This window comes from Paenibacillus sp. PSB04, assembly GCF_025809195.1.
Classification (GTDB): Bacteria; Bacillota; Bacilli; order Paenibacillales; family Paenibacillaceae; genus Paenibacillus_AQ; species Paenibacillus_AQ favisporus.
In genome coordinates, this window is sequence record NZ_CP081301.1 from 6,596,906 (window position 1) to 6,619,278 (window position 22,373).

General features: G+C 53.4%; 18 protein-coding genes. 2 read left to right on the plus strand and 16 right to left on the minus strand.

The genetic code is table 11. The features are described 5' to 3' along the window. Nucleotides 1–97 precede the first annotated feature (97 nt). From K2F33_RS30345 to K2F33_RS30400, 12 genes are all read right to left on the minus strand, one after another. Nucleotides 98–2,761 (minus strand): discoidin domain-containing protein, encoded by a 2,664-nt coding sequence (locus tag K2F33_RS30345; RefSeq protein WP_263880385.1) that lies wholly within the window; start codon nucleotides 2,759–2,761, stop codon nucleotides 98–100. Nucleotides 2,762–3,127: 366 nt separating this feature from the next. Beyond that, nucleotides 3,128–3,739, minus strand: a complete 612-nt coding sequence (locus K2F33_RS30350; protein WP_263880386.1) for an IseA DL-endopeptidase inhibitor family protein — start codon at nucleotides 3,737–3,739, stop codon at nucleotides 3,128–3,130. A gap of 69 nt (nucleotides 3,740–3,808) precedes the next feature. Continuing rightward, complete coding sequence (gene melA, locus K2F33_RS30355) at nucleotides 3,809–5,131, minus strand: alpha-galactosidase (RefSeq protein ID WP_263880387.1); 1,323 nt, start codon at nucleotides 5,129–5,131, stop codon at nucleotides 3,809–3,811. Nucleotides 5,132–5,189: 58 nt separating this feature from the next. Beyond that, a complete protein-coding gene (locus K2F33_RS30360; protein ID WP_263880388.1) occupies nucleotides 5,190–6,059 on the minus strand; it encodes a carbohydrate ABC transporter permease in 870 nt (289 codons plus the stop codon). An 83-nt stretch (nucleotides 6,060–6,142) separates the two neighbouring features. Beyond that, complete coding sequence (locus K2F33_RS30365) at nucleotides 6,143–7,525, minus strand: ABC transporter substrate-binding protein (RefSeq protein WP_263880389.1); 1,383 nt, start codon at nucleotides 7,523–7,525, stop codon at nucleotides 6,143–6,145. Nucleotides 7,526–7,547: 22 nt separating this feature from the next. Beyond that, entirely contained in the window at nucleotides 7,548–8,492 is a 945-nt protein-coding gene (locus K2F33_RS30370; protein WP_263880390.1) for a carbohydrate ABC transporter permease, read from the minus strand. A gap of 172 nt (nucleotides 8,493–8,664) precedes the next feature. Beyond that, nucleotides 8,665–9,453 (minus strand): helix-turn-helix domain-containing protein, encoded by a 789-nt coding sequence (locus tag K2F33_RS30375; RefSeq protein ID WP_076168852.1) that lies wholly within the window; start codon nucleotides 9,451–9,453, stop codon nucleotides 8,665–8,667. Nucleotides 9,454–9,638: 185 nt separating this feature from the next. Beyond that, nucleotides 9,639–11,066: an alpha-L-fucosidase gene (locus K2F33_RS30380; RefSeq protein ID WP_263880391.1), complete on the minus strand. Its 1,428-nt coding sequence runs from the start codon at nucleotides 11,064–11,066 to the stop codon at nucleotides 9,639–9,641. 102 nt (nucleotides 11,067–11,168) lie between these two features. Continuing rightward, nucleotides 11,169–12,833, minus strand: a complete 1,665-nt coding sequence (locus tag K2F33_RS30385; protein WP_412973951.1) for an ABC transporter substrate-binding protein — start codon at nucleotides 12,831–12,833, stop codon at nucleotides 11,169–11,171. Nucleotides 12,834–12,921: 88 nt separating this feature from the next. Then, nucleotides 12,922–13,836 carry a carbohydrate ABC transporter permease gene (locus K2F33_RS30390; protein WP_076168856.1) on the minus strand — a complete coding sequence of 305 codons (915 nt, stop codon included), beginning with the start codon at nucleotides 13,834–13,836 and terminating at the stop codon, nucleotides 12,922–12,924. Further along, nucleotides 13,830–14,804 carry an ABC transporter permease gene (locus K2F33_RS30395; protein ID WP_084203793.1) on the minus strand — a complete coding sequence of 325 codons (975 nt, stop codon included), beginning with the start codon at nucleotides 14,802–14,804 and terminating at the stop codon, nucleotides 13,830–13,832. Before K2F33_RS30395 ends, K2F33_RS30390 begins: the two co-directional genes overlap by 7 nt. 258 nt (nucleotides 14,805–15,062) lie before the next feature. After that, nucleotides 15,063–17,315, minus strand: a complete 2,253-nt coding sequence (locus tag K2F33_RS30400) for a helix-turn-helix domain-containing protein (RefSeq protein ID WP_263880392.1) — start codon at nucleotides 17,313–17,315, stop codon at nucleotides 15,063–15,065. Between the two features lie 277 nt (nucleotides 17,316–17,592). Here K2F33_RS30400 and K2F33_RS30405 point away from each other — a divergent pair, with 277 nt between their 5' ends. Beyond that, on the plus strand, nucleotides 17,593–18,246 hold the full coding sequence (locus K2F33_RS30405) for a cell wall hydrolase (RefSeq protein ID WP_076168860.1): 654 nt from the start codon (nucleotides 17,593–17,595) through the stop codon (nucleotides 18,244–18,246). A 114-nt stretch (nucleotides 18,247–18,360) separates the two neighbouring features. Here K2F33_RS30405 and K2F33_RS30410 read toward each other — a convergent pair whose 3' ends face one another. The 3 genes from K2F33_RS30410 to K2F33_RS30420 all read right to left on the minus strand — a co-directional run bounded on the left by K2F33_RS30410 (nucleotide 18,361) and on the right by K2F33_RS30420 (nucleotide 20,246). Further along, nucleotides 18,361–18,813, minus strand: coding sequence for an SRPBCC family protein (locus K2F33_RS30410; protein WP_076168862.1), 453 nt, complete (start codon nucleotides 18,811–18,813; stop codon nucleotides 18,361–18,363). A gap of 148 nt (nucleotides 18,814–18,961) precedes the next feature. Next, nucleotides 18,962–19,606, minus strand: a complete 645-nt coding sequence (locus K2F33_RS30415) for an alpha/beta hydrolase (protein WP_076168864.1) — start codon at nucleotides 19,604–19,606, stop codon at nucleotides 18,962–18,964. 55 nt (nucleotides 19,607–19,661) lie between these two features. Next, the gene (locus tag K2F33_RS30420) at nucleotides 19,662–20,246 is read right to left on the minus strand and encodes a TetR/AcrR family transcriptional regulator (protein ID WP_076168866.1); all 585 of its coding nucleotides are present in this window, start codon (nucleotides 20,244–20,246) and stop codon (nucleotides 19,662–19,664) included. A gap of 149 nt (nucleotides 20,247–20,395) precedes the next feature. Here K2F33_RS30420 and K2F33_RS30425 point away from each other — a divergent pair, with 149 nt between their 5' ends. Continuing rightward, nucleotides 20,396–21,166, plus strand: coding sequence for an SDR family NAD(P)-dependent oxidoreductase (locus tag K2F33_RS30425; RefSeq protein WP_263880393.1), 771 nt, complete (start codon nucleotides 20,396–20,398; stop codon nucleotides 21,164–21,166). Between the two features lie 74 nt (nucleotides 21,167–21,240). Here the strand turns inward: K2F33_RS30425 and K2F33_RS30430 are convergent, their stop codons facing one another. Continuing rightward, nucleotides 21,241–22,335 carry a Gfo/Idh/MocA family protein gene (locus K2F33_RS30430; protein WP_263880394.1) on the minus strand — a complete coding sequence of 365 codons (1,095 nt, stop codon included), beginning with the start codon at nucleotides 22,333–22,335 and terminating at the stop codon, nucleotides 21,241–21,243. Between the last annotated feature and the right edge of the window lie 38 nt (nucleotides 22,336–22,373).

Consider the following 22,373-nt stretch of genomic DNA (forward strand, 5'->3'; position numbering starts at 1 on the left):
AAAGTGATAACGAAATTTGTAAACCAGCCTGGACGCGTTGTCCAGGCTGGTTTTTTCTCACCGAGAATCCATATCGCTCTTTCCTTCAGTCGGCTTTTTAAGATGCATGTACCCAAAACTCCGTGATGCTGTTCCAGGTATTCAGCTCATTTCCTTGTCCGACATAGCGGACATACTTCGCCTGAACCGGCGGAAACGCGAACGTTTCGTATCCGGCAAGCTTTTGGCTGGATATGCCGCTTAGAACCTTCTCATAATGGATGCCGTCCGCCGAAACCTCCAGATCGAAATCATTGGACCGGGTATGGCCGTTATAGAACCAAATGCTGACCTGATCAATCTGCGTTTCCTCGGCAAGCTCCAGCTGCAGGTACTGACCTTTGCCGTCTGCCGACCATCTGGAATCCGGGTCCCGGTCGATGGTATTGACCGGAACATTTCCGTCATCGGCGCTGGCTGTAACCTTTACAATTTCGGCCAGCGCCCCCGGCGGCTCCTGAATGGCATCCTTGACCTCAAATGTCTCCCTGGCTTCTACGGTCACCCCTTCGAAAACGCAGCTTGCGATAATATCCACCGTCCCGGGCTTCAAGGCTTGGAAGGTGTTCCCTTCCACCATCCCTACGGTGTCATCGCTCACCCGGTAGCTGACGGGTACATTCAAGTCTTTGACATTAACCATATCGCCATTGTCCAGCGTCAGGTATGAGGCAAGCTGTCCACTTCTGCCAGCGCTGATCGCATTGCCGGTCACTCTCCAGCCAGGAACACTTTTGTCCGGCGTGACCGTTATATTTTCGGGAAGGACTGGGCTGTCTGCGACATGAAAACGAACCCGGATGTTCTGCACGTCACCGCGGTAAGACACCTTGATCTCCCCTGTGCCGTTGACATCCTGGGGCTGGGCCACGGATACTTTCGCACCGTTTTCCAACGGTTCGGCCGTCATAACCGGAGGTTTCGTCGTCCCATATGGCAGCGTATAGTCGTATTCCGTTCTTAGAAACTGCATGCCGGCAATCGGCTGCCCTTCGATCAGAAGCGACTTGAGCCCGGCGCCCAGACGCTGCAGCCGGCGCTTGCTCTGGTCGGCGTACAAGCTTTGGGGCGACAGCCGCTTTCCTTCGCCGATCCCTTCGGCCATGTCAAAAGGCTGCGTGTTCGCTTCGGGAATCGATCCGGTGATATGTACATTGACCCCATTGTCTTTCCCCTGGGTGCCAATCACGTATCCGTTACCGAATTGTTCCGATTCCACGATCACACCGGGCTTGCTGGGATGCGACGCTTCTCCGGTCGTGTTCCAGAACACGCTTTCAGTGGTCACGACGCCGTGCCGGTTGGTAGGAGAAGAGCCGTAATCCCGGGTAATGGCGGAAATGGTATCTCCGTTAACCACGAGATTGTCAATCAGGTTGGCCATGCTTAAATACATATGGAAATCGGTGAGCAGGGATGGATTCTCCGAGTAATCATGGTAAAGCACGTTTCCGTTGGATGAAAAATTGGCAAAGGTATAGCTGTGCCTCGCGCCTACGGCCTTGCTGTCCTCGATCAGATTGTCGTTTCCGATCAGTTGGTACAAATAACCGTTGCCGTTCGCCCCCCGGTACTGCGGGTACTGCATTGTAACATTCTCTACGGTAACATTCTTGGTCCGGTCAAGAATAATGCCTTTGGATAAAATATGATAGTCCTGATTCCCCGGCGGTTTATAGGTGCTGATGTTGCGGATCCAGCTGTTGGCGACGGTGACCACATTAACGGCCTTGGCATTATCGCTTTCATAGCCGGCCGTTCCCACCACCTTAAAATCGTCTTCACCCAGTCCCGTTTTGGAATTTTGAACATTGGCAATGGAGAAGTCTTCAAGCCCGATCTCTTCCAGCGGTTGTGCTGTCTTGGCAATCGTGATATGGTCCCTCAGCTTCATAGGATATCGGGTAGGAATATCAAGCGTTAATGTATGGTGTACCGGATCCACTCCGACGATCTGCCGGTAGAACAGCGGCTCCACCTTGCCCAGACGGGACGACCATTTGTTTTGCATACCCAGCTCTTTCAGAAATCCTTCCGTCGTCTCGAACGAAATGACTACATAGTCGCCAACGGCAAACCTGCTTGCATCCGCTACAGGAAGCAGCACGGTCGGTTCGGAAACCGACTTCGTCAAGGCAGTGGAGACATCGGTCTTTTTCCAATCTCCGCCGCCGACCCGGATAATATCCTTGTTTTTCATGTTTTCCTGGGCGTTATAAATCCGGGTTTTGTCCATGCCTTCGCCTTTCAGCACAATATGGCCCGCTTGGATGTTTAAGGCATAATCCTTACCCGGCTGCGGCGCCACCCGATAGGTTCCCTTCGGGAGATAGACGACGCCGCCCCCGCTGGAAGCTGCATCGTCGATGGCCTGCTGAATGGCAGCCGTCGCATCCGTATTTCCGGTCGAATCGGCGTGATAAGGCGCCTTTGTGACATCAATACCTTTGTTTTTCTTTGCGGAAGGAATAGCCTCCATGCCGCGATGATAACCCGCATAGGAAAAATCTTGTACGTATCTCCCCTGTTCGTCCTGGTAACCCGGATACCAATCCTTCGGGTACAGGCGGCTTCGTCCATCCAGATCCAGCGGCAGATATTCATCCACAGGATTCAGCGTTTGGGGCTCCTTGGCGGCGGCCCTGACGGTGTCCATTCCCGGCGCGGCGCCTCCTAACATCATCGTAACAGCCAATAGGATAACGGGCAGCTTCTTGCGCATTGCTTCAATATCCTCCTTTGATGAACTTTTATTTTGACAGCGGTTACAAGTTTCAGTCCAACCTCCCTCCATCCATAGTATTTAAGCAAGATGCGCTGCATCTTTCTCTTTGATTGTAAAGACACCAGACCCGGTTTGAATATGAACAAAAACGCCAATTGGATTTATAAAAATGCCATTTCCAACCGGTTCGGCATTGACCCGGTTTCAAGGAGATGGCGCAGGAGGTGGAGATCGATGAGCCGCGATTCCCGAATCGCAAATAAAAAAGCTGCGTAAAAATACGCAGCTTTTGCACATATGCTTATTCGGTTTTCAAGTGCATCTGCCCCGCGATCCGATAAGCTGCAGAAGTCGGAATCCCTTCTAAAAAATCGCATGCGGGGCGGTGCCCACTCTCCAAAATTGCCCGACTTTCTCAAACTTGACCGTCACGTATGCCGGGCCCTGAAGATGCTCCGGGTAAGGAACGCTCAGCTTATACACACGCTGCGTATCCGTCATGCTCAGCAGTTTGGCTGTCGCCTTGTCGAATTCCAGAATGTTGCCGCCATCGGCGTTCAGCTGGGCCAAACGACCATCATGAGAAATGAAATATTTGTCCACAAAATAGGCCGCTGCCTTTTCCGTATACACAGACTTCAAATAGTTCATCAGCTTCTCCCGGGTTCCGATATCATCGGACAAGTACCGGTACTCCCGGCCATCCACCTTGAATGTGTCCCCTAATCCCTTGCCGCCGCCCAGGGCATAAAAATACCGCTTCTCGGCTTCTATGATTAATGGCGTGACGCTGGTATGGTTCAGCTTGCTGATCTTGGTCGCGTCGGTCACGACGACCTTCTCTACCGTTTGTGCCGGCACCTGCGCCGGAACAGTCACGCTCCCCGCCGGAGCCGCTCCGGCCGCAGCAGCCAGCAGGCTTGCTCCCATCAAACCGGTTGCTAGTGTAAATCCAATTTTTCGATTAAGTTTCATCTTGTATGATCGCCTCCACCCTGTTAAACGAATTCAGGATGGAAAAAGTTTCATCCAGGAAACGATAAGCTATGATTTGAAATGTTTAAACTGCGGCAAATATTCGCGATTGGCTTCAAACATCTCATCAACCATCGATTTGATCTCAGCCAGGCTGAGGACCGCGGAAGTCAGCGGATCGAAGCATACCGCATGGAATACTTTCCGCGGATCGCCCGTAAGCGCGCCTTCCACAGCCATTTCTTCGCAGCGGGCGCTTATATTGGTCAGGGCCGCCAGCTGATCCGGCAGCGCTCCCACTTGAATCGGCTCCAGCCCTCGTTTCGAAGCCAATACCGGGACCTCAACGCAGCAGCCGTCAGGCAAATTATCGATCAAGCCATGATTGCGGACGTTGCCATTGAATTTAAACAGGGTACCGTCCCCAATCGCGGCGTTAAAGATATACGCGGCGTACTCTTCGCCACGCTTCAATTCGACAGGCTCATTCATCCAGCGCTGCATCTGTTCCTTCCAGCTGCCCTGCCTCTGTTCGTAGCCTTTGATAATATACGCATATTCACCGGGATTCCAGCCCGTGCCGTTCGTGCAGTACTTTTCAATCAAATCCGGACGCTTTCGGAACCAGGCATTGTATTCAGAGTTATGGCCGCTGGATTCCGTGACGTAATAATCCAAGTGAAGGAACATTTCATTTCGGACCTGCTCCTCGTTGTAAATGTCCGGATGATTCACCGCCTCCCGGATGAGCGGATACGCGTCTTGCCCGTTCCAGCGAAAATCCAGGTAGAACGCCTGATGATTGATGCCTGCACAGAGATACGTAATCTCCTCTTTAGGCGCCCCGATCCACCTGGCCAGCATCGATGCCGTTCCCTGCACGCTGTGGCACAGACCTGTCACGGTCACGTTCGTCTCGCTCTGCATCGCCCTGCACAGCATCGCCATTGGATTCGTATAATTCAGAAATACCGCCTGCGGACAGTATCGCTCGATATCGCGGCAAATGTCCAGCATCACCGGAATCGTGCGGAGCGCCCTGAATATGCCGGATGGCCCGCGCGTATCTCCGACATTAATGTCCACGCCGTATTGTTTCGGAATTTCGATGTCTTTCCGCCATACGTCCAGGCTTCCCGCCAAGATCGTGCAGACGACTCCGTCCGCCCCGTCGAGCGCTCTGGTCCTGTCGGTATGCGCCTCAACTTTCGCCGGATAGCCTCCGGCCGAAATGATTTTCTCCACCGTCTTCTTCGCAAATCCGAGACGCTCCTCGTCAATGTCAACTAAAGCGATGATGCTGTCAGCGAGCGCAGGGAACGTAAGCAGGTCGCGAACGAGGTTTTTCGTGAACACGAGACTACCTGCCCCGATAAATACGATCTTCTTCACTGCCGAATTCCTCCCTTTGATCAAGCTGCATGCGGCCAGAACCCCGGCCAGTCAGCTGTCAGCCTTTGATGCCTGTCGTCGAAATCCCCTGAATAAAGGTCTTTTGGGCAAAAAAGAACAAAATGATAATAGGCAGCGTCGCTACGGTGGAAGCCGCCATCAGCATCCCCCAGCGTGTGCCGTATTGACCGATAAACTGCTGCAGCCCAAGCGATACGGTGTACATTTTCTCGTCGCTCAAATAAATTAACGGTCCCATGAAGTCATTCCAGTTGTTCATAAAAGTAAATAACGCCACTGTGGCGAATGCCGGACGGGCGAGCGGGAGGATGATCTGCCAAAAGGTCCGGAATTCCGAACAGCCGTCGATCTTGGCCGCCTCGGATAGTTCCTGCGGAATCGTCAGAAAAAACTGCCTCAGCAGAAAAATAAAAAACGCACCGCCTAAAAATGCCGGGATAATGAGGGGTTTGTAGCTTCCCACCCAGCCGATCTTTTTGAAAATGACGAAAATCGGAATCATCGTGACCTGGGAAGGCAGCATCATCGTGCTGAGCATAATCATGAACAGTACGTTCCGTCCCGGCCATCGGATTTTGGCAAACCCGTAAGCCACGAGAGCGGAGGAAACGCAGGTGCCGACCATTGTCCATATGCAAATCGTTAACGTATTGAGGACGTAAGTACCGAACGGGACAAACGTCAGCGCCTCCGGAAAGTTCGACCATAGGAACTGATCCGGAATCCACTCCGGCGGCCATTTGAAAATTTGCGCCTCCGGTTTGAGCGCGGTGGACAGCATCCAGACAAAAGGAAAAAGAAAGGTGATGCCCAGCAAGATCAAACAAACGTGGGCGATCAGCTGTTGAAACACGCCTTTCTTTGTTCTGCTTAATTTCGTGGTAGATTGTGCCTTGATTTCAAGCATCTCGGGCCTCTCCTTTCACGGTTATGAAGGCAGGAGGAAGGGGTAACCCCGAATTGGATCCCTTTCCTCCCTGCCCTTATCCGTTATTTGCCTCCGGCTTTGGCGATCTCTTCTTCGACTTCTTTCTGCAAGGTTTCCAAGGCCTGCTTCGGATCTTTGTTTCCCGTCATGACGGACTCTTCGGCTTTTGCCGCCCGGTCCCAATAATACTGCTGCACCGGAATGACAGGCGTGATCTTCGCGTTGGGGCTGCCGAGCAGATCGACGAACGTTTTTCTGGCCGGAATTTCATTCATGAAGTCTTGGTAAGCCTGCTTCTCTGTAATTTTTGGCGATGGCGGGATCCATCCGCCCTTGGTCAGCATTTGCGCCGCCCAATCTTCGTTATGGTAGCCGGTCAGCCACAGGATGAATTCCCACGCCTCTTTCGGATGCTTGGCTTTTTCCGGAATAATGTTAAAGTTTCCATTGACCCAGGTCGCGTCCGGTTTTCCGGTTCCTTCCGGGTAGGGCAGCGTCATGATGCCGTACTGAAGGTCCGGTGCATAATTTTTCAGGTCCTCCAGCCTCCACATGCCGTCCATCGCGAACACCTGCTTGCCGCTGAGGAAAGACCACGCCGAGTTCACGTTGGAAGACATGCTTTTGTTAAATGCGGCGACTTTGGTCGGATCGTATTTTTTCGCGTAAGACTGAAACCATTCCAATGTGGCCAGGTTGTTCGGATCGGTTGCCGTCGGCTTGCCATCCTCATCCGCCCATTTTCCGCCGAAAGCGGTGCTCCACTGGGTAAGCCCGCTCGGCATATAGCCGACCCGCTGGATGAATCCGCGTTTATCCAGCTTCCACAATTTGTCCTGCATTGCATCCAGCTCCTGGATCGTGGTGGGCGGTTTTTCCGGATCGAACCCTTCCTCTTTCAAAATATCCTTGTTGTAATACATCGCCAGCGTATTCATCGAAAATGGGATCGCATACATTTTTCCCTTGTAAGTTCCGATTTCCTTTACCGTAGGGTACATCCACTCGCCCAAATCCGGCGCGTCGGCCTGGATGTACGGATCCAGTGAAGCGATGGCTCCCTTTTCCGCCCATGAGGGAATGATCTGGTTCCACTGCGTCATGACGTCGGGCGGATCCCCGCCGGCCTGTGCCGTCAAAAATTTAGCGTTGGCATCGCCGGTAATGGAGAGCGCGGTCACATGGATGCCGGGATGCGTCTGATTGAACTCATCGACCAGGCTGTCGATCAGCTTCTTCCAGTCACTCGTCCACATATGCCAATATGTAACTTCTACGGCTTTTCCGTCGCCTTTCTTCCCGGAATCGGAAGAAGGGGCGGACGTATCTTCCTTCTTGCCGTCCTGCCCGGCCGCCGGAGTACCCGGTGAGGAACATGCTATTAGACCGGCAAGCATCAGCATGATCAGCACGATCGATAAGAACGGTTTGAGCGTTGACTTCATTCCATGCACCTCCGATATCGTTTTACCTTTCCCCGCCATAGAAAACCCAGCGTGCCGAGCTCTTAAATACCAGCAGCGTGACGGCCATAATCAGCAGGAACAAAATCCATGCCATAGCCGAGGCATACCCCATATGGAAGTAAGAAAAGGCGTTCTTGTACAGATACAGCGAATAGAACAGCGTAGAATCGTTGGGTCCGCCGGACGTAATAATGTAGGCCTGCGTAAAATACTGAAAGGAACCGATCAGGCCCATAATTAAATTGAAGAAAATGACCGGACTCAGCATCGGCAGCGTAATATAGACGATTTTTTGCCACCATACCGCCCCGTCGATCTGCGCCGACTCGTACATTTCCTGCGGAATATCCTGCAGCCCTGCGAGGTAGATGATCATCGCGCCGCCGACGCCCCACAGCCCCATCACGATCAGGGCAGGTTTCGACCATGCCGGGTCGACAAGCCACCCGGGACCCGCAATGCCGATGGCATCCAGCAGGCCGTTGATCAGTCCGAACTGCGGGTCGAACAGCCACAGCCACAGTACGGAAGACGCCACAACCGGAACGATGCTGGGCAGGTAAAAAATCGTCCGGTACAAAGCCATTCCTTTCACCTTCATGTTCAGCAGCAGCGCCAGCGCCACGCCGAAGACGATGCCGAGCGGAACCGAAAATAACGTATAGTACATCGTGTTGGTAATCGATTTCCAGAATAACGGGTCTTTGAATAACTGCACAAAATTATCCAACCCTACCCATACGGGCGAACTGACCACATCGTAGGTCGTAAAGCTGTAGTACAGGGATAGCAGAAACGGCAGCAGCGAAAAGGCGGCAAACCCTGCCAGCCAGGGTAAAACGAACAGCAGACCGTTCCGAAGATTCACTTTTGCGATTTTGCTCATGGTTCCCTTGGACGAACGGGCCTGAACAGACGGCCGAACCTCTGCACTTGAACGGGACAAGCAGACACCTCCTAGCCGATTTTTGCGGATTTAACAGATTCCCCCTCCTTTGACAGCGTTTTCTTAAACGTGCAAGCCTATTTTATAAAGGGACGCCTTCGCTGTATTTATAAAAAACTTCACAAGTTTTACGATTATCGCTGAACATTTTCCGAAGACAGCCTTCGACTTCTCACCCGCCCCTTCTTCGCTGCTCTTTCCTCCAGGCGGTGGGAGACATTCCTGTCTGTTTTTGAAACCAGGCGGAGAAGGCATGAATATTGGGGAATCCGACCCCGCTCGCGATTTGCTGAACCGTCTTGTCGGAGAAGGTAAGCAGCATTTTGGCCTCGGACATCCGGTACTGCTGTAGATATTGCTTGGGTGAGAGACCGTAAGTCTTTTTGAAACAGGAGCGCAGCCCGCTCTCCGACATGCGGATCATCCGCGCCAGATCGGTCACCCTCATTTCTTTGTCCAGGTTGGTGCGGATATACTCGGCAATGGCGTCCAAGGTAATTCTGGAATCCTGTTGTTCGATGCGGTCCAATAAAAACAGCATAAATAACTCGACCCACGTTTTTAACAACCGGTTAAACAGCTGATTCGGGCGGACGGAGGTCATGTGGAGCCACACGCTGAACAACTTCTCAAAACGCTCCAATGCATAATGGGCCAGGGGAAACAGGTGCAGCGATTCTTCATTTGTCATTTGAAAAAATAACCGTTCGAGCTCATGCGACAAATGGTCAACCTGCAGGACGGCGAAGCGGATCGGTGTAACGGAGCTGTAGTCGTGGGGTACGCCGGGGGTGATCAGGATGACGTCCCCCTCCTGAATCGAAAAGACCTGGTCTTCAGCATAGAACACACCTCGTCCGAAAGTGACCACGCAGATTTCGAAATGGGGATGCACATGCGTGCCCATTTTCCATCCGGAAGGGTACGTTACGAGATCGGTGTACAGTGAAGATCTATCCAATACGAATATCCCACCTTCCATGATTTGAAATTGTTGGTTCGAAGTTCATTAACATTATACTGAGGCGGGATGTCGGATAACCGCAAAAAAACTCCCCGATGGACAGACCCTATACGGGCCCGCCTCAGCGAGGAGTTTAATCAGTTCATAGTATACGATTGAAAAGAAACTATAATGGTTCCGCTCTATGGCTGCAGATAGATCCGAATGGAGGAAATCTGCGGAAACCACCGGGATTCCCGGATTTGAAGCCGGATATAACGGCTCTTGACGGCGGGAAAGCGGCAGATCCGCTTGTGGCCGATCACCGTACCCGTATAAGCAGTTTTCCACGTGTCCCCATCCAGATACTCGAGCTCAAAGCGCTCGACCCGCTGGCTGTACCGGTATTCCTGCAGCACGACGTGGTCAAAGGCGGTCTCCCTCTGCAGATCGAGCGTGAGCGAAGCCTGCTCCGTGCCTTCGGACGGTGCCCAGTACGTGTCCGGTTGTCCGTCAAGAACATGGTCCGCCTGATGGCCTTCTGCCTGAACGGATGCCTCCAAAGTGGCCCCTGCCCCCAAGTCGGTGCCAAACGTGCTGCGGATCCGGTCCCCCAGCTCCTGCAGGCGCTGAACGTCCCGTTCATGAATGAGGCCGCGCCGGTCCGGTGGAAGGTTAAGAAGGAACGTCGCATTGCCGCCGACCGATCCATAATATACGTTCATCAGCTCATCCAGCGATTTGACCTTGTCATCTTCGGAGGCGTGGTAGAACCAGCCCGGACGGATCGACGTGTTGACCTCCGCCGGGTACCAGACCAGATCCTGCTCGTGCTCGATGACCGCCCGGCTGCCCAGGTCCTCGTCCTCCGACCGGTAGCTCCGGGCAAACGACGGATCGTCTTCCTGCTGCGATTTTGCCTGGATTTTCTCGTTATCCCGCAGCGACGCAGGCACGACGCTCCACTCCGATTCCCGGCAGTGGCCGGCTTCGTTGCCGCACCAGCGGATATCCGGACCGCAGACCGAAATCGCCGCCTCCGGCTGCAGCTCGCGGATCAGCGCGTAGTAAGCGTCCCAGTCGTACACCTGGCGCTTGCCGTTCGGCCCTTCGCCGCAGGCGCCGTCGAACCAGACGCAGAACACGTCGCCGTAATGGGTCAGCAGCTCCCTCAGCTGATTGGTAAAATATTCGTTATACGCCGGCGAATCGCCGTATGTAGGCTCATGCCGGTCCCAGGGGGACAGGTAAATGCCAAAGCGGATCCCTTCCCTCCGGCACGCCTCCGACACTTCCCGGACCACATCGCCCTGCCCGTCCTTCCACGGGCTGTTCTTGACCGAGTGCTCCGTATACCGGCTCGGCCAGAGGCAGAAACCGTCGTGGTGCTTGCACGTCAGAATCAGCCCCTTCATCCCGGCTGACTTGATCGCCGCCACCCATTGGCCGGCATCCAGCTCCGCCGGATTAAAGATAGCCGGATCCTCCTTCCCGTCCCCCCACTCCCGGTCAGTAAACGTATTGACCGTAAAATGAATGAACGCGTAGAACTCCATCTCCTGCACGGCCAGCTGCCGTTCGGTCGGCTGAACCTGTGCGGCGTAGCGGATCCTTTCGGTCGTTACCATCATGAAATGCCCTCCATCCTGGTTTTGATTACAGGTATGAATACCTTGTTCTCCTTGTAAAAGCCGGATACCTGCTTTACACCTCAGATATCCGGCTGCCGTCCCTTATTTCTTTAACGCTTTTTGGTAGATCGCCAAGTATTGATCCAGCTGCAATCCCTTGAAGCCGGCGATGTAGCTGTCCCAATCCTTGTCGATGTCTTTGTTGCCCGTCACGAACTGCGCCAGGCTCGATTTCACATAATCGGTCAGCGACTTCTGCATTTGCGCAACCGTCATGGCGTCCGCCGGGTCAATGAACGTATCCGCAGGATAGACGACTTCCGGCTTGGCGAAAGGCTCGTATTTTTTGGCGGCCAGCCATAAGCGGTATTCGTAGGCACCGTTGCCCAGCGGATCGCTTGGAGCGGCAAAGGATTCGCGGATGGAGTTAAGCATCTGCATCGTGCCCAGCTGCCACCAGAAATTGTCCAGCTTCGTTTCCCCGTTCGCGGACGGAGCTTTCGGAACGACTTCATACTTCGCCGGTTTGCCGTTGTAATCCAGCTTGCCGCTGTCGGCTTTTTTCCAGCCTTCACCTTCAAAGCCCCAGGAGGTCATGACCGTTCCTTCTTCGGACCAGAGGTAGTCCGCCAGTTTGATGGCAGCGACCTGTTCCTCCTTCGTCGCCTTGTTCGTGATCACAAACGATCCGTCGCCCGCGCCGATGCTGTAGCCTGTCAGCTGGACTCCATTTGGTCCTTTCAGCGGCGGGACGACGTCGTAATCCTTATGTCTCGGGTTCGAGTCATCCACGCTGAAGGCACTGCTAAGCAGCGCGTAACCTACAGTGCCCACGGCGGCGTCCGGCTTATTGGCTAGCTGCTTCACCGCATCGTTGTTCTGCGTAAAGACCGCTTTGTCCATCAAGCCTTCGGCAAACAGCTTCCGCAAATACTTCAGGCCTTCCTTCCATTCGGGCTGCGCCGGTGAATAGATGACCTGGCCGTCCTTGATGCTTAAGTAATCCGAGGTGTTGTCATAGATAAAAGCGTTCATCAGGAACGAATCCACGCCGCCTCCCCACACTCCGTCGGATGAGGTCGTGAACGGAATTTCGTCGGCTTTGCCGTTGCCGTTCGGGTCTTTCTCCTTAAAGGCCTTCAGCACATTGTAAAACTCATCGGTCGTCGTCGGCATCGACAGGCCCAGCTTCTCCAGCCAGGAAGTATTGATCCACATCCGCTGCCCATAGGTGCAGTGCAGACATTCGTTCAGCTTCGGCAGCGCGTAAATTTTGCCGTCCGGGGCGACCATGCCCTGCTTCAGGTAAGACACGTCCTCCATCGCCTTTTTGATGTTGGGGGCATACTGATCGATCAGATCGTTCAGCGGGATGAAGGCTCCCTGCTGGCCGTATTTGATCTGGTCCGCTTTGGATATGCCCGCGTTCATAATGACAGCCGGGTAGTCGCCGCTCGCCAGAAGCAGCAGCTTTTTGTCGCTGAAGCCGGCGTCCGGCACCGTGCTCCAATTAAACTTGATGCCGAGCTTGTCCTCGATGTACTTGGAGAACTTGTTGACGTCCATGTTTTCGATCCCCGCCTGCTGCGGAGCGAATACCGACAGCTCCACCGGTTTACTGGGATCCGAGGCGGCAGCCCCTGCGTCATTCTGCTCCTGCTTGGAGCCTCCGCATGCCGACAGCAGAAGGGATAATACCAACAACACACTTAAGCCGATAAATGCCCGTTTTTTCAAAGAAATTCCTCCTTTGGTTGAATGGCTCATATCCATGCCCCCTTACAAATGACCACTTCAAAACATCCTGCAGCGTTAACCCGGTCACACCCCCCTTACGAAATTCCGTTCACCGTCTTCATCCCTTCAGCGATCCGATCATGACTCCTTTAACAAAATGCTTCTGGACAAACGGATAAATGATCAGCACCGGCGCGCTGGAGACGACGATGAGTGAATATTTCAGCAAATCCTTCAGCCCCTGCTGCACGAGCAGGCTGTTCACATTGGTCATCATGTCGGAATTTTCCGAGTTCAGGATGAGAATGTTCCGCAGGAAGATTTGCAGAGGGAACATGCTGTTGTCTTTCAGGTAAATGAGTGCATTAAAGTAAGCGTTCCAATGCCCGATGGCATACATCAGGAACAATACCGCAAGGATGGGCTTGGATAACGGCAGTACGACCTGCAGAAAAAATCTCATGTCACTGCACCCGTCCATTTCAGCGGCCTCGGCCAGCTCGTCGGGAAGCGACTGGAAGAACGTCCTGGCGATAATGACCTGAAATACGGCCAGCGCGCCGGGGATGATCATAGCCCATCTCGTATTGACCATACCCAGGGATTTGACGAGCAAATAGTTCGGAATCAGCCCGCCGTCGAAAAACATCGTAAACACGATCACCACCATAATCAGCCCGCGGCCGTAAAACGTTTTGCGTGCCAGCGGATAGGCCAGCATCACGGTGAACGAAACGTTAATGAGCGTACCCACGATTGAATAAAAGAGCGAATTGCCGAATCCGATCAAAATATCGGAATTTTGGAATACCGCCTTGTAGCCGACCAGGCTGAAATTCACGGGCCAGAGCCACACCTTCCCGGACGTCACCGCCGCCGGCGAGCTGAAGGATGCGCTCAGCACATGCAGCAATGGAAATAAAATGACGATCAGCACCAGCGATAAAAACAGGTAGACGATGCCCAGAAACAGCCGGTCCGCTACCGCTTCGCGTATTTTCGTTGATTGCACGCTTTTCGCACCTCCTACCATAAACTGTTGGACGAGATCTTTTTGGCGATGAAATTGACAAGGATCAGCAGCACAAAGTTAATGACCGAGTTGAACAGCCCGATCGCGGCCGAGAAGCTGAAGTTGGCGCCCAGCAAGCCGATCTTGTAGACGTAAGTCGAAATGACCTCCGACGTGTTCAGGTTCAGCGGATTTTGCATTAAGTAGATCTTCTCGAAGCCCAGTCCCATGATCTGTCCCAGGTTCAGAATCAGCATAATGACGATGACCGGAACGAGGCTGGGAAGGTCGATATGGACAATTTTCTGAAACCGGGAAGCTCCGTCCACCTTGGCAGCCTCGTATAAATCGGGATTGACCCCGGACAGCGCCGCGATATAAATGATGGCCCCGTAGCCGGTGAACTGCCACACATCCGAGAGGACGTAAATCGTTTTGAAGTACCCTGCCTTGCCCATAAAATCGATCGGCTCCATCCCGAGCGACCTGAAGATGTTGCTGAGGAGCCCGACATTCGGCGATAAGTTGACGATCAGAATCGAGACGATCACGACCGTTGATATAAAGTAAGGCGCATAGGTAATCATTTGAACCGATTTCTTGAACAAGCCGTTGCGAATTTCGTTCAGCGCCAGCGCCAGAATGATCGGCGCCGGAAATCCGATGGCCATGCCGTACAGCGAAATTTCGAGCGTGTTCTTAAAGTACTGCCAGAAGAACGGGGTATCGAACAGCTGCTTGAAGTACTTCAGCCCGGCCCACGGACTGCCGAGGATGCCCTGTACGACGTTGTACTCCTTAAATGCGATGATGACGCCGAACATCGGCACGTACTTGAAAATGACGATATAAAGCAGAGGGAGGAAGACGAGCAAATAAAACTGCCAGTGCTTCCTGATTTTCCGGCCGGCCTGTGACCCCGCCCTCTTCCGGCGGGCGGCCAATCCGGGGGGATGCGGCGAAGCCGCCTTGCTGCTAGTTGCTTCCATACCTGCCGACTCTCCTTTGCGCTTGAGTTGCCTTCATGTTATCGGCACGGCACGGATGCGTTCAATATACAACTTTCGCCCGGTCAACTTATTTCCGCAATGCTAATGAATCGTCGTTCCCATAGAAAAAATCTGAAGGGCTAAACCTTTTTCTCCATGCAACTTTTTTCTTACCGGCCTGGTCTATACCCAAAAAAATCCCGCAGGGATCTGTCCCGGCGGGATACGGCACCTTGAGGAACCGGCGCAAACGGCCTGTCAGAGAGCGGCTGAATCCCGCTCTGTCCGGGTGATGTGTTCACGGTATTCCCCCGGGGACAGGCCCACGATTTTTTTAAACATCCGACCAAACGAAATGACATTCAAGTATCCGACCTCTTCGGCGATTTCCTGCACGGCATGGTCCGTATTCTCAAGCAGCGTCCGCGCGCGCCCGACCCGAAGCTCGATTAAATAATCCACGAACTTCTGCCCGGTTTCCTCCTTGAACAATTTGCTGAGCGTTTTGGAGGGAAGGTCGAACCGTTCACTGAGAAAATCAAGCGACAAATCCGGATTGGCGAATTCCCGCTCCATCGTTTCGCGGACCTTGCGGATCGTATCCGAATGATTCCGGGTGACCTGAATTTGCAGCAGCTGTTCATAACACCGTTCCAGCGTCTTCATGAAGCTCTCTTCCACCTGCTCAAAGGTATCTGACGCGTGCAGCGCCTGCTGCAGGGGACGGTGCCCGGTCTCCTCCCACAGCTCTTGGTATTCCTTCGTCATTTTACCCATTTCCCGCCCGATGGAATAGATCAAATAATCCGCCAGGCTGACGATATGGTCGCGGCTCAGCAGATGCTGCCCGATGCCTTGAATCAATTGGCCGTATTTATCCTTCCAGTCCGGCTTGCCGAGCCGGAACGATTGGGCGATCGAGTGGACAAGCTGAAAATAGTCGAACATGGCTCCCTGATCCTCTTTTGCCAGCGAATCATAGAAAATGATCCGGTTGCTGCCGAGGACCATTTTATATTTCAGAGCCTGCTGTGCTTGGGCGTAAGATTCCGGAATTTCGGCCGGGCACCGGGCTGCCGCTCCCGCACCGACCGTTACGGTAAGCTTCAAATGCTCCTGCACCCATCTTCTTGCATGGTCCAGCATATCCGTGACCCGGCCGCGGGGATCGTCCGTCTCCTCGATCTGCACCAGCACGCCGAGCCCGTCGCCGGAAATCCATTCCGTCCACACGATTCCCCCGTGCTCTTGGGCGGTTTCCTGGATGACGCTCTTCAGGGCGAACTTCATCAAGTACTGGTCCTCTTGGGTGAACTGGCTGCAGAACGAAGCAAACTTGTCGATTTCTACGACGCACACGACCTGCGGCATGTCGAGATCATTGAGCTGCATCGTGTCCCGCAAGGCTTCCCATTCTTCGGATTTCGGAAGATGCTGCCCTTCAACCAGCTGCTGGAACAAATACGCCTTCTTGACGTGCAGATCCTCGCGGAACTGGCGCTGATAGGTGTTGGACTGCTCCAGCATCTGGTTAATGGCGGACTGCAAAAAGGTAAATTCGTCCTGGCCACTGCCCTGCATCAGGGCCGCCGCCTTCGTCTGGGATAACTTCTGAACCTGGGTGACGATCCTTTCGATCGGCTTGTAATTTTTTCGTGCGGCATAGACGATCCATAAGCCGCCTGCGGCGATCATAACGATCCCAAGGATGAACCAGACGTTATAGAGCTGGCTGGCTACGTCCACCCATTTTCCGTTAATCAGTCCGCTTTGATAATCCCAGCCGGTCACGGGCGAAATGGCGCTCGACACAATGCTGCGCTCCTGCTCCGATTTACCGTTCGGAAGCACGTCTGCCCCCGATTTGTCGATGATATGGATGTAGCTGACATCCCGGCTGTACATACTCTCGATCAATTGGCTTAGCCCATTTGCCGTTACGTTCACGACCAGGAATCCCTGCCCGGTCTTCAGGAAAGGCGCCTTCAGCGCAAGGCTCACGACCCGCTTCGGCCCTTTGATACTGAACTCCTCGAATTGGCGGACACCGCTCCAGCCCTCATCCTTCTTCGCCTGCTCGATATACGGCTTGATGAAAGGCGCATCCGGATAGTCTTCCAGGCTGGAGCTGGTCGCATTGCTCAGGACAAATCCGTCGCTGGACCGAACGAGATAAATGGAATCCACCAAGGGATAGGAATTTCTAAAGTTATTCATAAACTTGACGATCCGGATGTTCAGGTAATAGTCGTTTTCGGTTCCGCTTTTGTAAAAAGTCGATAAATCCGGATTATTCAGCAGTTCCGTCATCAGCATCTGCTCGATCGTTTTCAGGGAAGAGTCGATGGAGCTCATCGCCTGCAGCATCAGCGTCTCATTGGCTTTTACAGCTTCCTTGCGGCTCTGATCCCCAAGCATTTGAAAGAAAACGAAAAAAATAAACGAAATGACGATTAAAAAAGCCGGCATATATGAAAAAAGCTGGCGGTAAAACCAATTCCGTTTCCCCATCCGTTCTTGCACTCCTTATGTATGGCTCCTAAATCTTCTGTCCGCCGTCCTAGTAAAACGCTTTCATATTTGTTCAATTATAGCATCCTGCGGCTTCGAATTCATTAGTTCCAAATGCATAACGTGCAAAAAAACGAACCCGCACCATCATTTTAACGCCGCCGGTTTTCCAAAATTTCGCTTAGAGCCGCAAGGTTTTACCACTTATTTTCCAGTTTATGGCTTTGCCTTGTCCGTCCTCCTCCCGTTATAATGCCTCGTGAAGGAGATGATTTCGATGACAACCAAAAAATGGGCAGTTACCTCGATCCTCGTCGTCCTCTTAGTCATTCAAAGCTTCGCGTGGAAGGCTGATCATGCCGAAGCGGCTCCCGTCCTTAAATTAGGGAGCGAGGATCCCAAAGTTTCTGATTTACAGTACCGGCTGCAGGTGCTCGGTCTCTATGGCGGTACGCTTGACGGAAAATACGGCCCCGGCACGGAAGCCAGCGTCAAGGAATTCCAGAGGGAGTACGGCGCCGTTGCGGATGGCACGGTCGGTCCCGCTACATGGAGACAGCTCCGGAAGTACACCTTAAGCAAAAACGATATGGAGATCATGGCGAAAATCATTTACGCTGAAGCCCGCGGCGAGTCCTATAAAGGACAGGTAGCCGTCGGTGCCGTCATCATGAACCGGATTCAGTCGGACGAGTTCCCGGACACGATTCAAGGCGTCGTTTTTCAGAAGAACGCATTCACCGCCGTCAGCGACGGCCAGTACGGCATGAAGCCGAACCGGACCGCCTACCGTGCCGCCATTGACGCCGTGCGCGGATGGGACCCGACCCATAACTCGCTCTACTACTATAACCCGAAAACGGCAACGAACAAGTGGATTTGGACGCGCGCCCGTACCGTAAATATTGGACGTCATGTATTTGCCATTTGATATCAACGTACATAGGCCCAAGGGATCATGCCCTTGGGCCTTTTTTAATATGGCAGTAAACATCATGAATGCCACCTGCCTTGACTGTCACATCCCGCTCTCCTTAAGCTCCGCTTAACCCGCGGTGCCGGACTTCATTTCCTCCAGCAGTTGGCCGAACCGGTCGAAATTTTCCTCATTGCCGTTGATGCACATTTGTTTGATCTGCTCAAACTGCTTTTCCTTTTTGAACGTCTGGCGAAAAACAACTTTAGTCCGGCCCTTCTCTTCTTCAAACGTCGCCGTAACACGGAATTGGGGCTCGGAGAGATGATCCAGGACGACCCGCTCCAAAGGGACAAGTTCTACAAAAACACTCTCGTTCGGATAATCCCGGCCATCCGGTCCGTGCATGGTGAATTTCCAGGCTCCGCCCGGCATGATGTCGATTTCATGGAACGTATTCGTGAACCCGTGGGGCCCCCACCAGCGGGCTAATAAATCTGGAGTTGTCCAGGCCTGATACACAAGGTGCTGCGGTGCGTCGAACACCCGAGTGGAAATAATTTCGTTCTTTCCGATCGTCATGCCAATGTCCTCCTACAGGTTGAATTTTTTAGGCGCCTATTTTTTACCGGTAGGCCCATTATAAAAGGTGACGCAGCGTCAGGTGCAAGCCACTTTTTTAAGCAAACAAAAAACCCGCTCCAAGAGCGGGCTTGAACGAAATACCGAACTAAAATGCTTCGACTTCCTTCATCACCTGTTTTAACACGTCCATCGACGCAAAAAGATCGGTTTCGTATTCCAGGCCGTGATTCACGCCGGGGATCAAGCGCAGCAGCAGATTCGGATTTGCCCGAAGCTGCTGAAATCTCTCCTCGATATAGCAGCTGTCGTTGTCGCCGATGAAGCATAGGCTTCTTTGCTTACTGTCCAACATCGCGTTCCAGACGAAATCTCTGCCCAGCAGAGGCGTAAACCAGATGACCTTGGCCTTTTGGAACAGATCACGCTGCACCTCAAACCCAAGCGCAATCGTTCCAATGGACTTGCCGATCAGAATGTAATCGTCGTAGGATGCGTTCTGCAGCACACGGTCGATTACGGCGCCGACATCGATGCGGATCGCTTCGGCCATCTCATCAAAGCTGAAATCCCGGTAGAACGGATCGTTGTACTGATAGTTCACCTGCAGCACGTCGTAGTTTTGGTTCAGATAAATCCCCATGGAGTAGTACAAAAGAGGTGCCTGTGCAGTGTATCCCTGTCCCGGAAAAATGATCGCCAAGCCGCTGGTGTTGGATTCTGCTTTAGACAATAAGGTATAGGATATTTTCCTGTCTTTATAGCCCTGCACCCAGTCTGCCATGATCTTCATCCAAAAAAACCTCCCTTTCGGACCTATCTAATGAGGGTTCCCTTTTTTATCTGGATCAGCGATTTTCCTTAGAGGCGGGTTCGCCCGCCAACCGTCCGACCGCCCTCATGATCGCTTCCCGCAGCTCATCGGTTTTGCCGCTACTAGCCGGATCGATCGATGGACCAAACGGGTTGGTGGGCATCCAGGCCGTGGCCAGAACCATGATACTGGTCAGAAGAAACGCCGGGGAAAAATCCGTTCCGATGTGCCCGGCCTCCTGTGCTTTCGCCAGCTCCGCAATTTTGCGGTTATGGGCTTCCTTCCTCTGATCCAGCTGCTCCGTCTTCTGCTCCAGCGTAAACCATGTCATCAGCCGCATCAGGTCGGGATTGGCCATCATAAAATCAAAAACCCGCGCGGCATACCCCGGAAGATCTTCCGGAGTAAAGGCAAACTCCTCGTACACTCTCGTCAGATGCATTTCCAGCACAGTCGAGAAAAGCTGCTCTTTATTTTCAAAATAAATATAAATCATGTTCTTGTTGCACTTCGCCATCTTGGCGATCCGGTCCACCCGGGCGCCGGCAATTCCGTAGGCGGAGAACTCGGCCATGGCCGCCTCCAGTATTTTCTCTTTTGTAGCTTCGGCGTTACGCATAGTGGTTCCTCCCGTGTTTTTGCATAGGATTTACTATATCACGATTTTTAAGCCATTGACAAACCGGTTAGTTAGTTATATATTATGAACTAACCAGTTAGTTAGTAAACCTGATCGCTGGGAAAATCAATGGAAAGAAGGTCTTTTGAATGACTTTACAAACCTCTGATCGAAAAATCGCACTCGTGACCGGCGGAAGCCGCGGTCTGGGCCGCAATACGATTCTTCAGCTTGCCAAGCGCGGCGTCGATTCGATCTTTACCTATCACACCAATGAAGCTGAAGCGCAGCAGGTCGTCCAGTCCGTCCGGGATCTGGGGCGGGAGGCTGTCGCCCTGCAGCTGAACACGGCAGACACCTCTTCCTTTGACGGTTTCGCCCAGAACGTCCGCCAAGTCTTGGCGGAGCTTGGGGTGAAGCGGTTCGATTACCTGGTTAACAATGCCGGAACCTCGCATCACAACTCCATCGAGCAGACAACCGAAGAAGAACTGGACCAGCTGTACAACGTCCACTTCAAAGGCGTCTTTTTCCTGACGCAAAAGCTGCTCCCCCTCATTAACGATGGCGGGCGCATCGTTAACATCTCCTCGGGGCTGACGCGCATGAGCATTCCGGGAAGCGCCGCTTATGCCTCGATGAAAGGCGCGGTCGAGGTGCTTACCCGGTACCTGGCCAAGGAGCTCGGCGAGCGCCGCATCGCCGTCAATACGGTGGCTCCCGGAGCAATCGCGACCGACTTCAGCGGCGGCATGGTGCGCGACAACGCCGAGCTGAATCAGCAGATCGCCGGCATGACGGCGCTTGGACGCGCCGGACTTCCGGATGACGTCGGGCCGATGATTGCTGCCCTCCTCTCCGAAGACAACCGCTGGGTGAACGCGCAGCGGATCGAGGTTTCCGGAGGCATGTTAATCTGACTTCCCTGCCCCAAACGAAGAACTGCCTGTCCACCTCGCGGAGGACAGGCAGTTCTCTTCATATATAAAGATGATTACAACGTGATCGCATTGCCGGTTTCCGACGATTTGTAGATGGCCTCGAGGATCTGCGTCACTACAAGCGCCTGCTCCGGCTTAACCAGCGGCTCCCGATCTTCCAGAATGGCGTCGATCCACTGCTTCGCCTCAAGTTCTCCAGCGTTCAGCGATTCCCCTTCGTAAAAGGCGATGCCGCCCCCTACAGAAGTGCTCGTTTCGACCAGCTGCCCATACCGGGTATGGTTAAATGTCACCGTGCCTTTGTTATCCCAGGCGTCGCCAAACATTTCGGCCCCGCCCTCGGTACCGCACAGGGTGACCTGCGCTTCTTTCGCGTTGATCATATTCAGCGCCCACGAAGCTTCCAGCGTAATCGTCGCTCCATTTTCCATCTTAATGAAGCCGAATGCCGAATCCTCCACCTTGAACTCCTCCGGATTCCACGGACCGAACATGTTGCCGTCCATCTTATCCTTCAGCTTATGGAACGCGGACCCGACGACGAGCTTCGGCTTATAGTTGTCCATGGTCCACAAGGCCAGATCCAAGGCATGCGTGCCGATGTCGATCAGCGGGCCGCCGCCCTGTTTTTCGATATCCATAAACACGCCCCATGTCGGAACCCCGCGTCTGCGGATGGCATGCGCCTTTGCAAAATAAACCTCGCCAAGATCCCCTTGTTCACATGCCGCATACAGCGCTCTCGAATCCGAACGGAACCGGTTCTGGTAGCCGATTGTCAGCTTTTTGCCCGTGCGCTTCGCCGCATCCAGCATTTGCTGTGCCTCGGCGGTATTCATCGCCATCGGTTTTTCGCACATGACATGCTTGCCGGCTTCCAGCGCGGCGACCGTAATGACGGCATGCTTGCTGTTCGGGGTAAGCACATGCACCACGTCGATCGACGGGTCCTTGAGCAGCTCCTTGTAATCCGTATATACCTTGGCTTCTTCCGTTCCATACTCCTTGGCCGCAAGCTCCGCACGATCCAGCTCGATGTCGCAAAACGCCGTCATTTCCGCCTTGTGCCGCTGCTTGGCCAGCGCGGGCAAATGCTTGCCCTTGGCGATCCCGCCGCATCCGATAATGCCGATTTTCAAAGTAGTCATCTGGTTCCCTCCCGGTTGGTTGTCTATCCGAAGCTGTG

Coding starts and splice junctions, on each gene's coding strand:
- K2F33_RS30425 (WP_263880393.1), top strand. CDS start 20,396: ATGACTTTACAAACCTCTGATCGAAAAATCGCACTCGTGACCGGCGGA.
- K2F33_RS30400 (WP_263880392.1), bottom strand. CDS start 17,315: ATGGGGAAACGGAATTGGTTTTACCGCCAGCTTTTTTCATATATGCCG.
- K2F33_RS30350 (WP_263880386.1), bottom strand. CDS start 3,739: ATGAAACTTAATCGAAAAATTGGATTTACACTAGCAACCGGTTTGATG.
- K2F33_RS30420 (WP_076168866.1), bottom strand. CDS start 20,246: ATGCGTAACGCCGAAGCTACAAAAGAGAAAATACTGGAGGCGGCCATG.
- K2F33_RS30365 (WP_263880389.1), bottom strand. CDS start 7,525: ATGAAGTCAACGCTCAAACCGTTCTTATCGATCGTGCTGATCATGCTG.
- K2F33_RS30360 (WP_263880388.1), bottom strand. CDS start 6,059: ATGCTTGAAATCAAGGCACAATCTACCACGAAATTAAGCAGAACAAAG.
- K2F33_RS30380 (WP_263880391.1), bottom strand. CDS start 11,066: ATGATGGTAACGACCGAAAGGATCCGCTACGCCGCACAGGTTCAGCCG.
- K2F33_RS30415 (WP_076168864.1), bottom strand. CDS start 19,606: ATGAAGATCATGGCAGACTGGGTGCAGGGCTATAAAGACAGGAAAATA.
- K2F33_RS30390 (WP_076168856.1), bottom strand. CDS start 13,836: ATGGTAGGAGGTGCGAAAAGCGTGCAATCAACGAAAATACGCGAAGCG.
- K2F33_RS30410 (WP_076168862.1), bottom strand. CDS start 18,813: ATGACGATCGGAAAGAACGAAATTATTTCCACTCGGGTGTTCGACGCA.
- K2F33_RS30385 (WP_412973951.1), bottom strand. CDS start 12,833: ATGAGCCATTCAACCAAAGGAGGAATTTCTTTGAAAAAACGGGCATTT.
- K2F33_RS30345 (WP_263880385.1), bottom strand. CDS start 2,761: ATGCGCAAGAAGCTGCCCGTTATCCTATTGGCTGTTACGATGATGTTA.
- K2F33_RS30430 (WP_263880394.1), bottom strand. CDS start 22,335: ATGACTACTTTGAAAATCGGCATTATCGGATGCGGCGGGATCGCCAAG.
- K2F33_RS30405 (WP_076168860.1), top strand. CDS start 17,593: ATGACAACCAAAAAATGGGCAGTTACCTCGATCCTCGTCGTCCTCTTA.
- K2F33_RS30395 (WP_084203793.1), bottom strand. CDS start 14,804: ATGGAAGCAACTAGCAGCAAGGCGGCTTCGCCGCATCCCCCCGGATTG.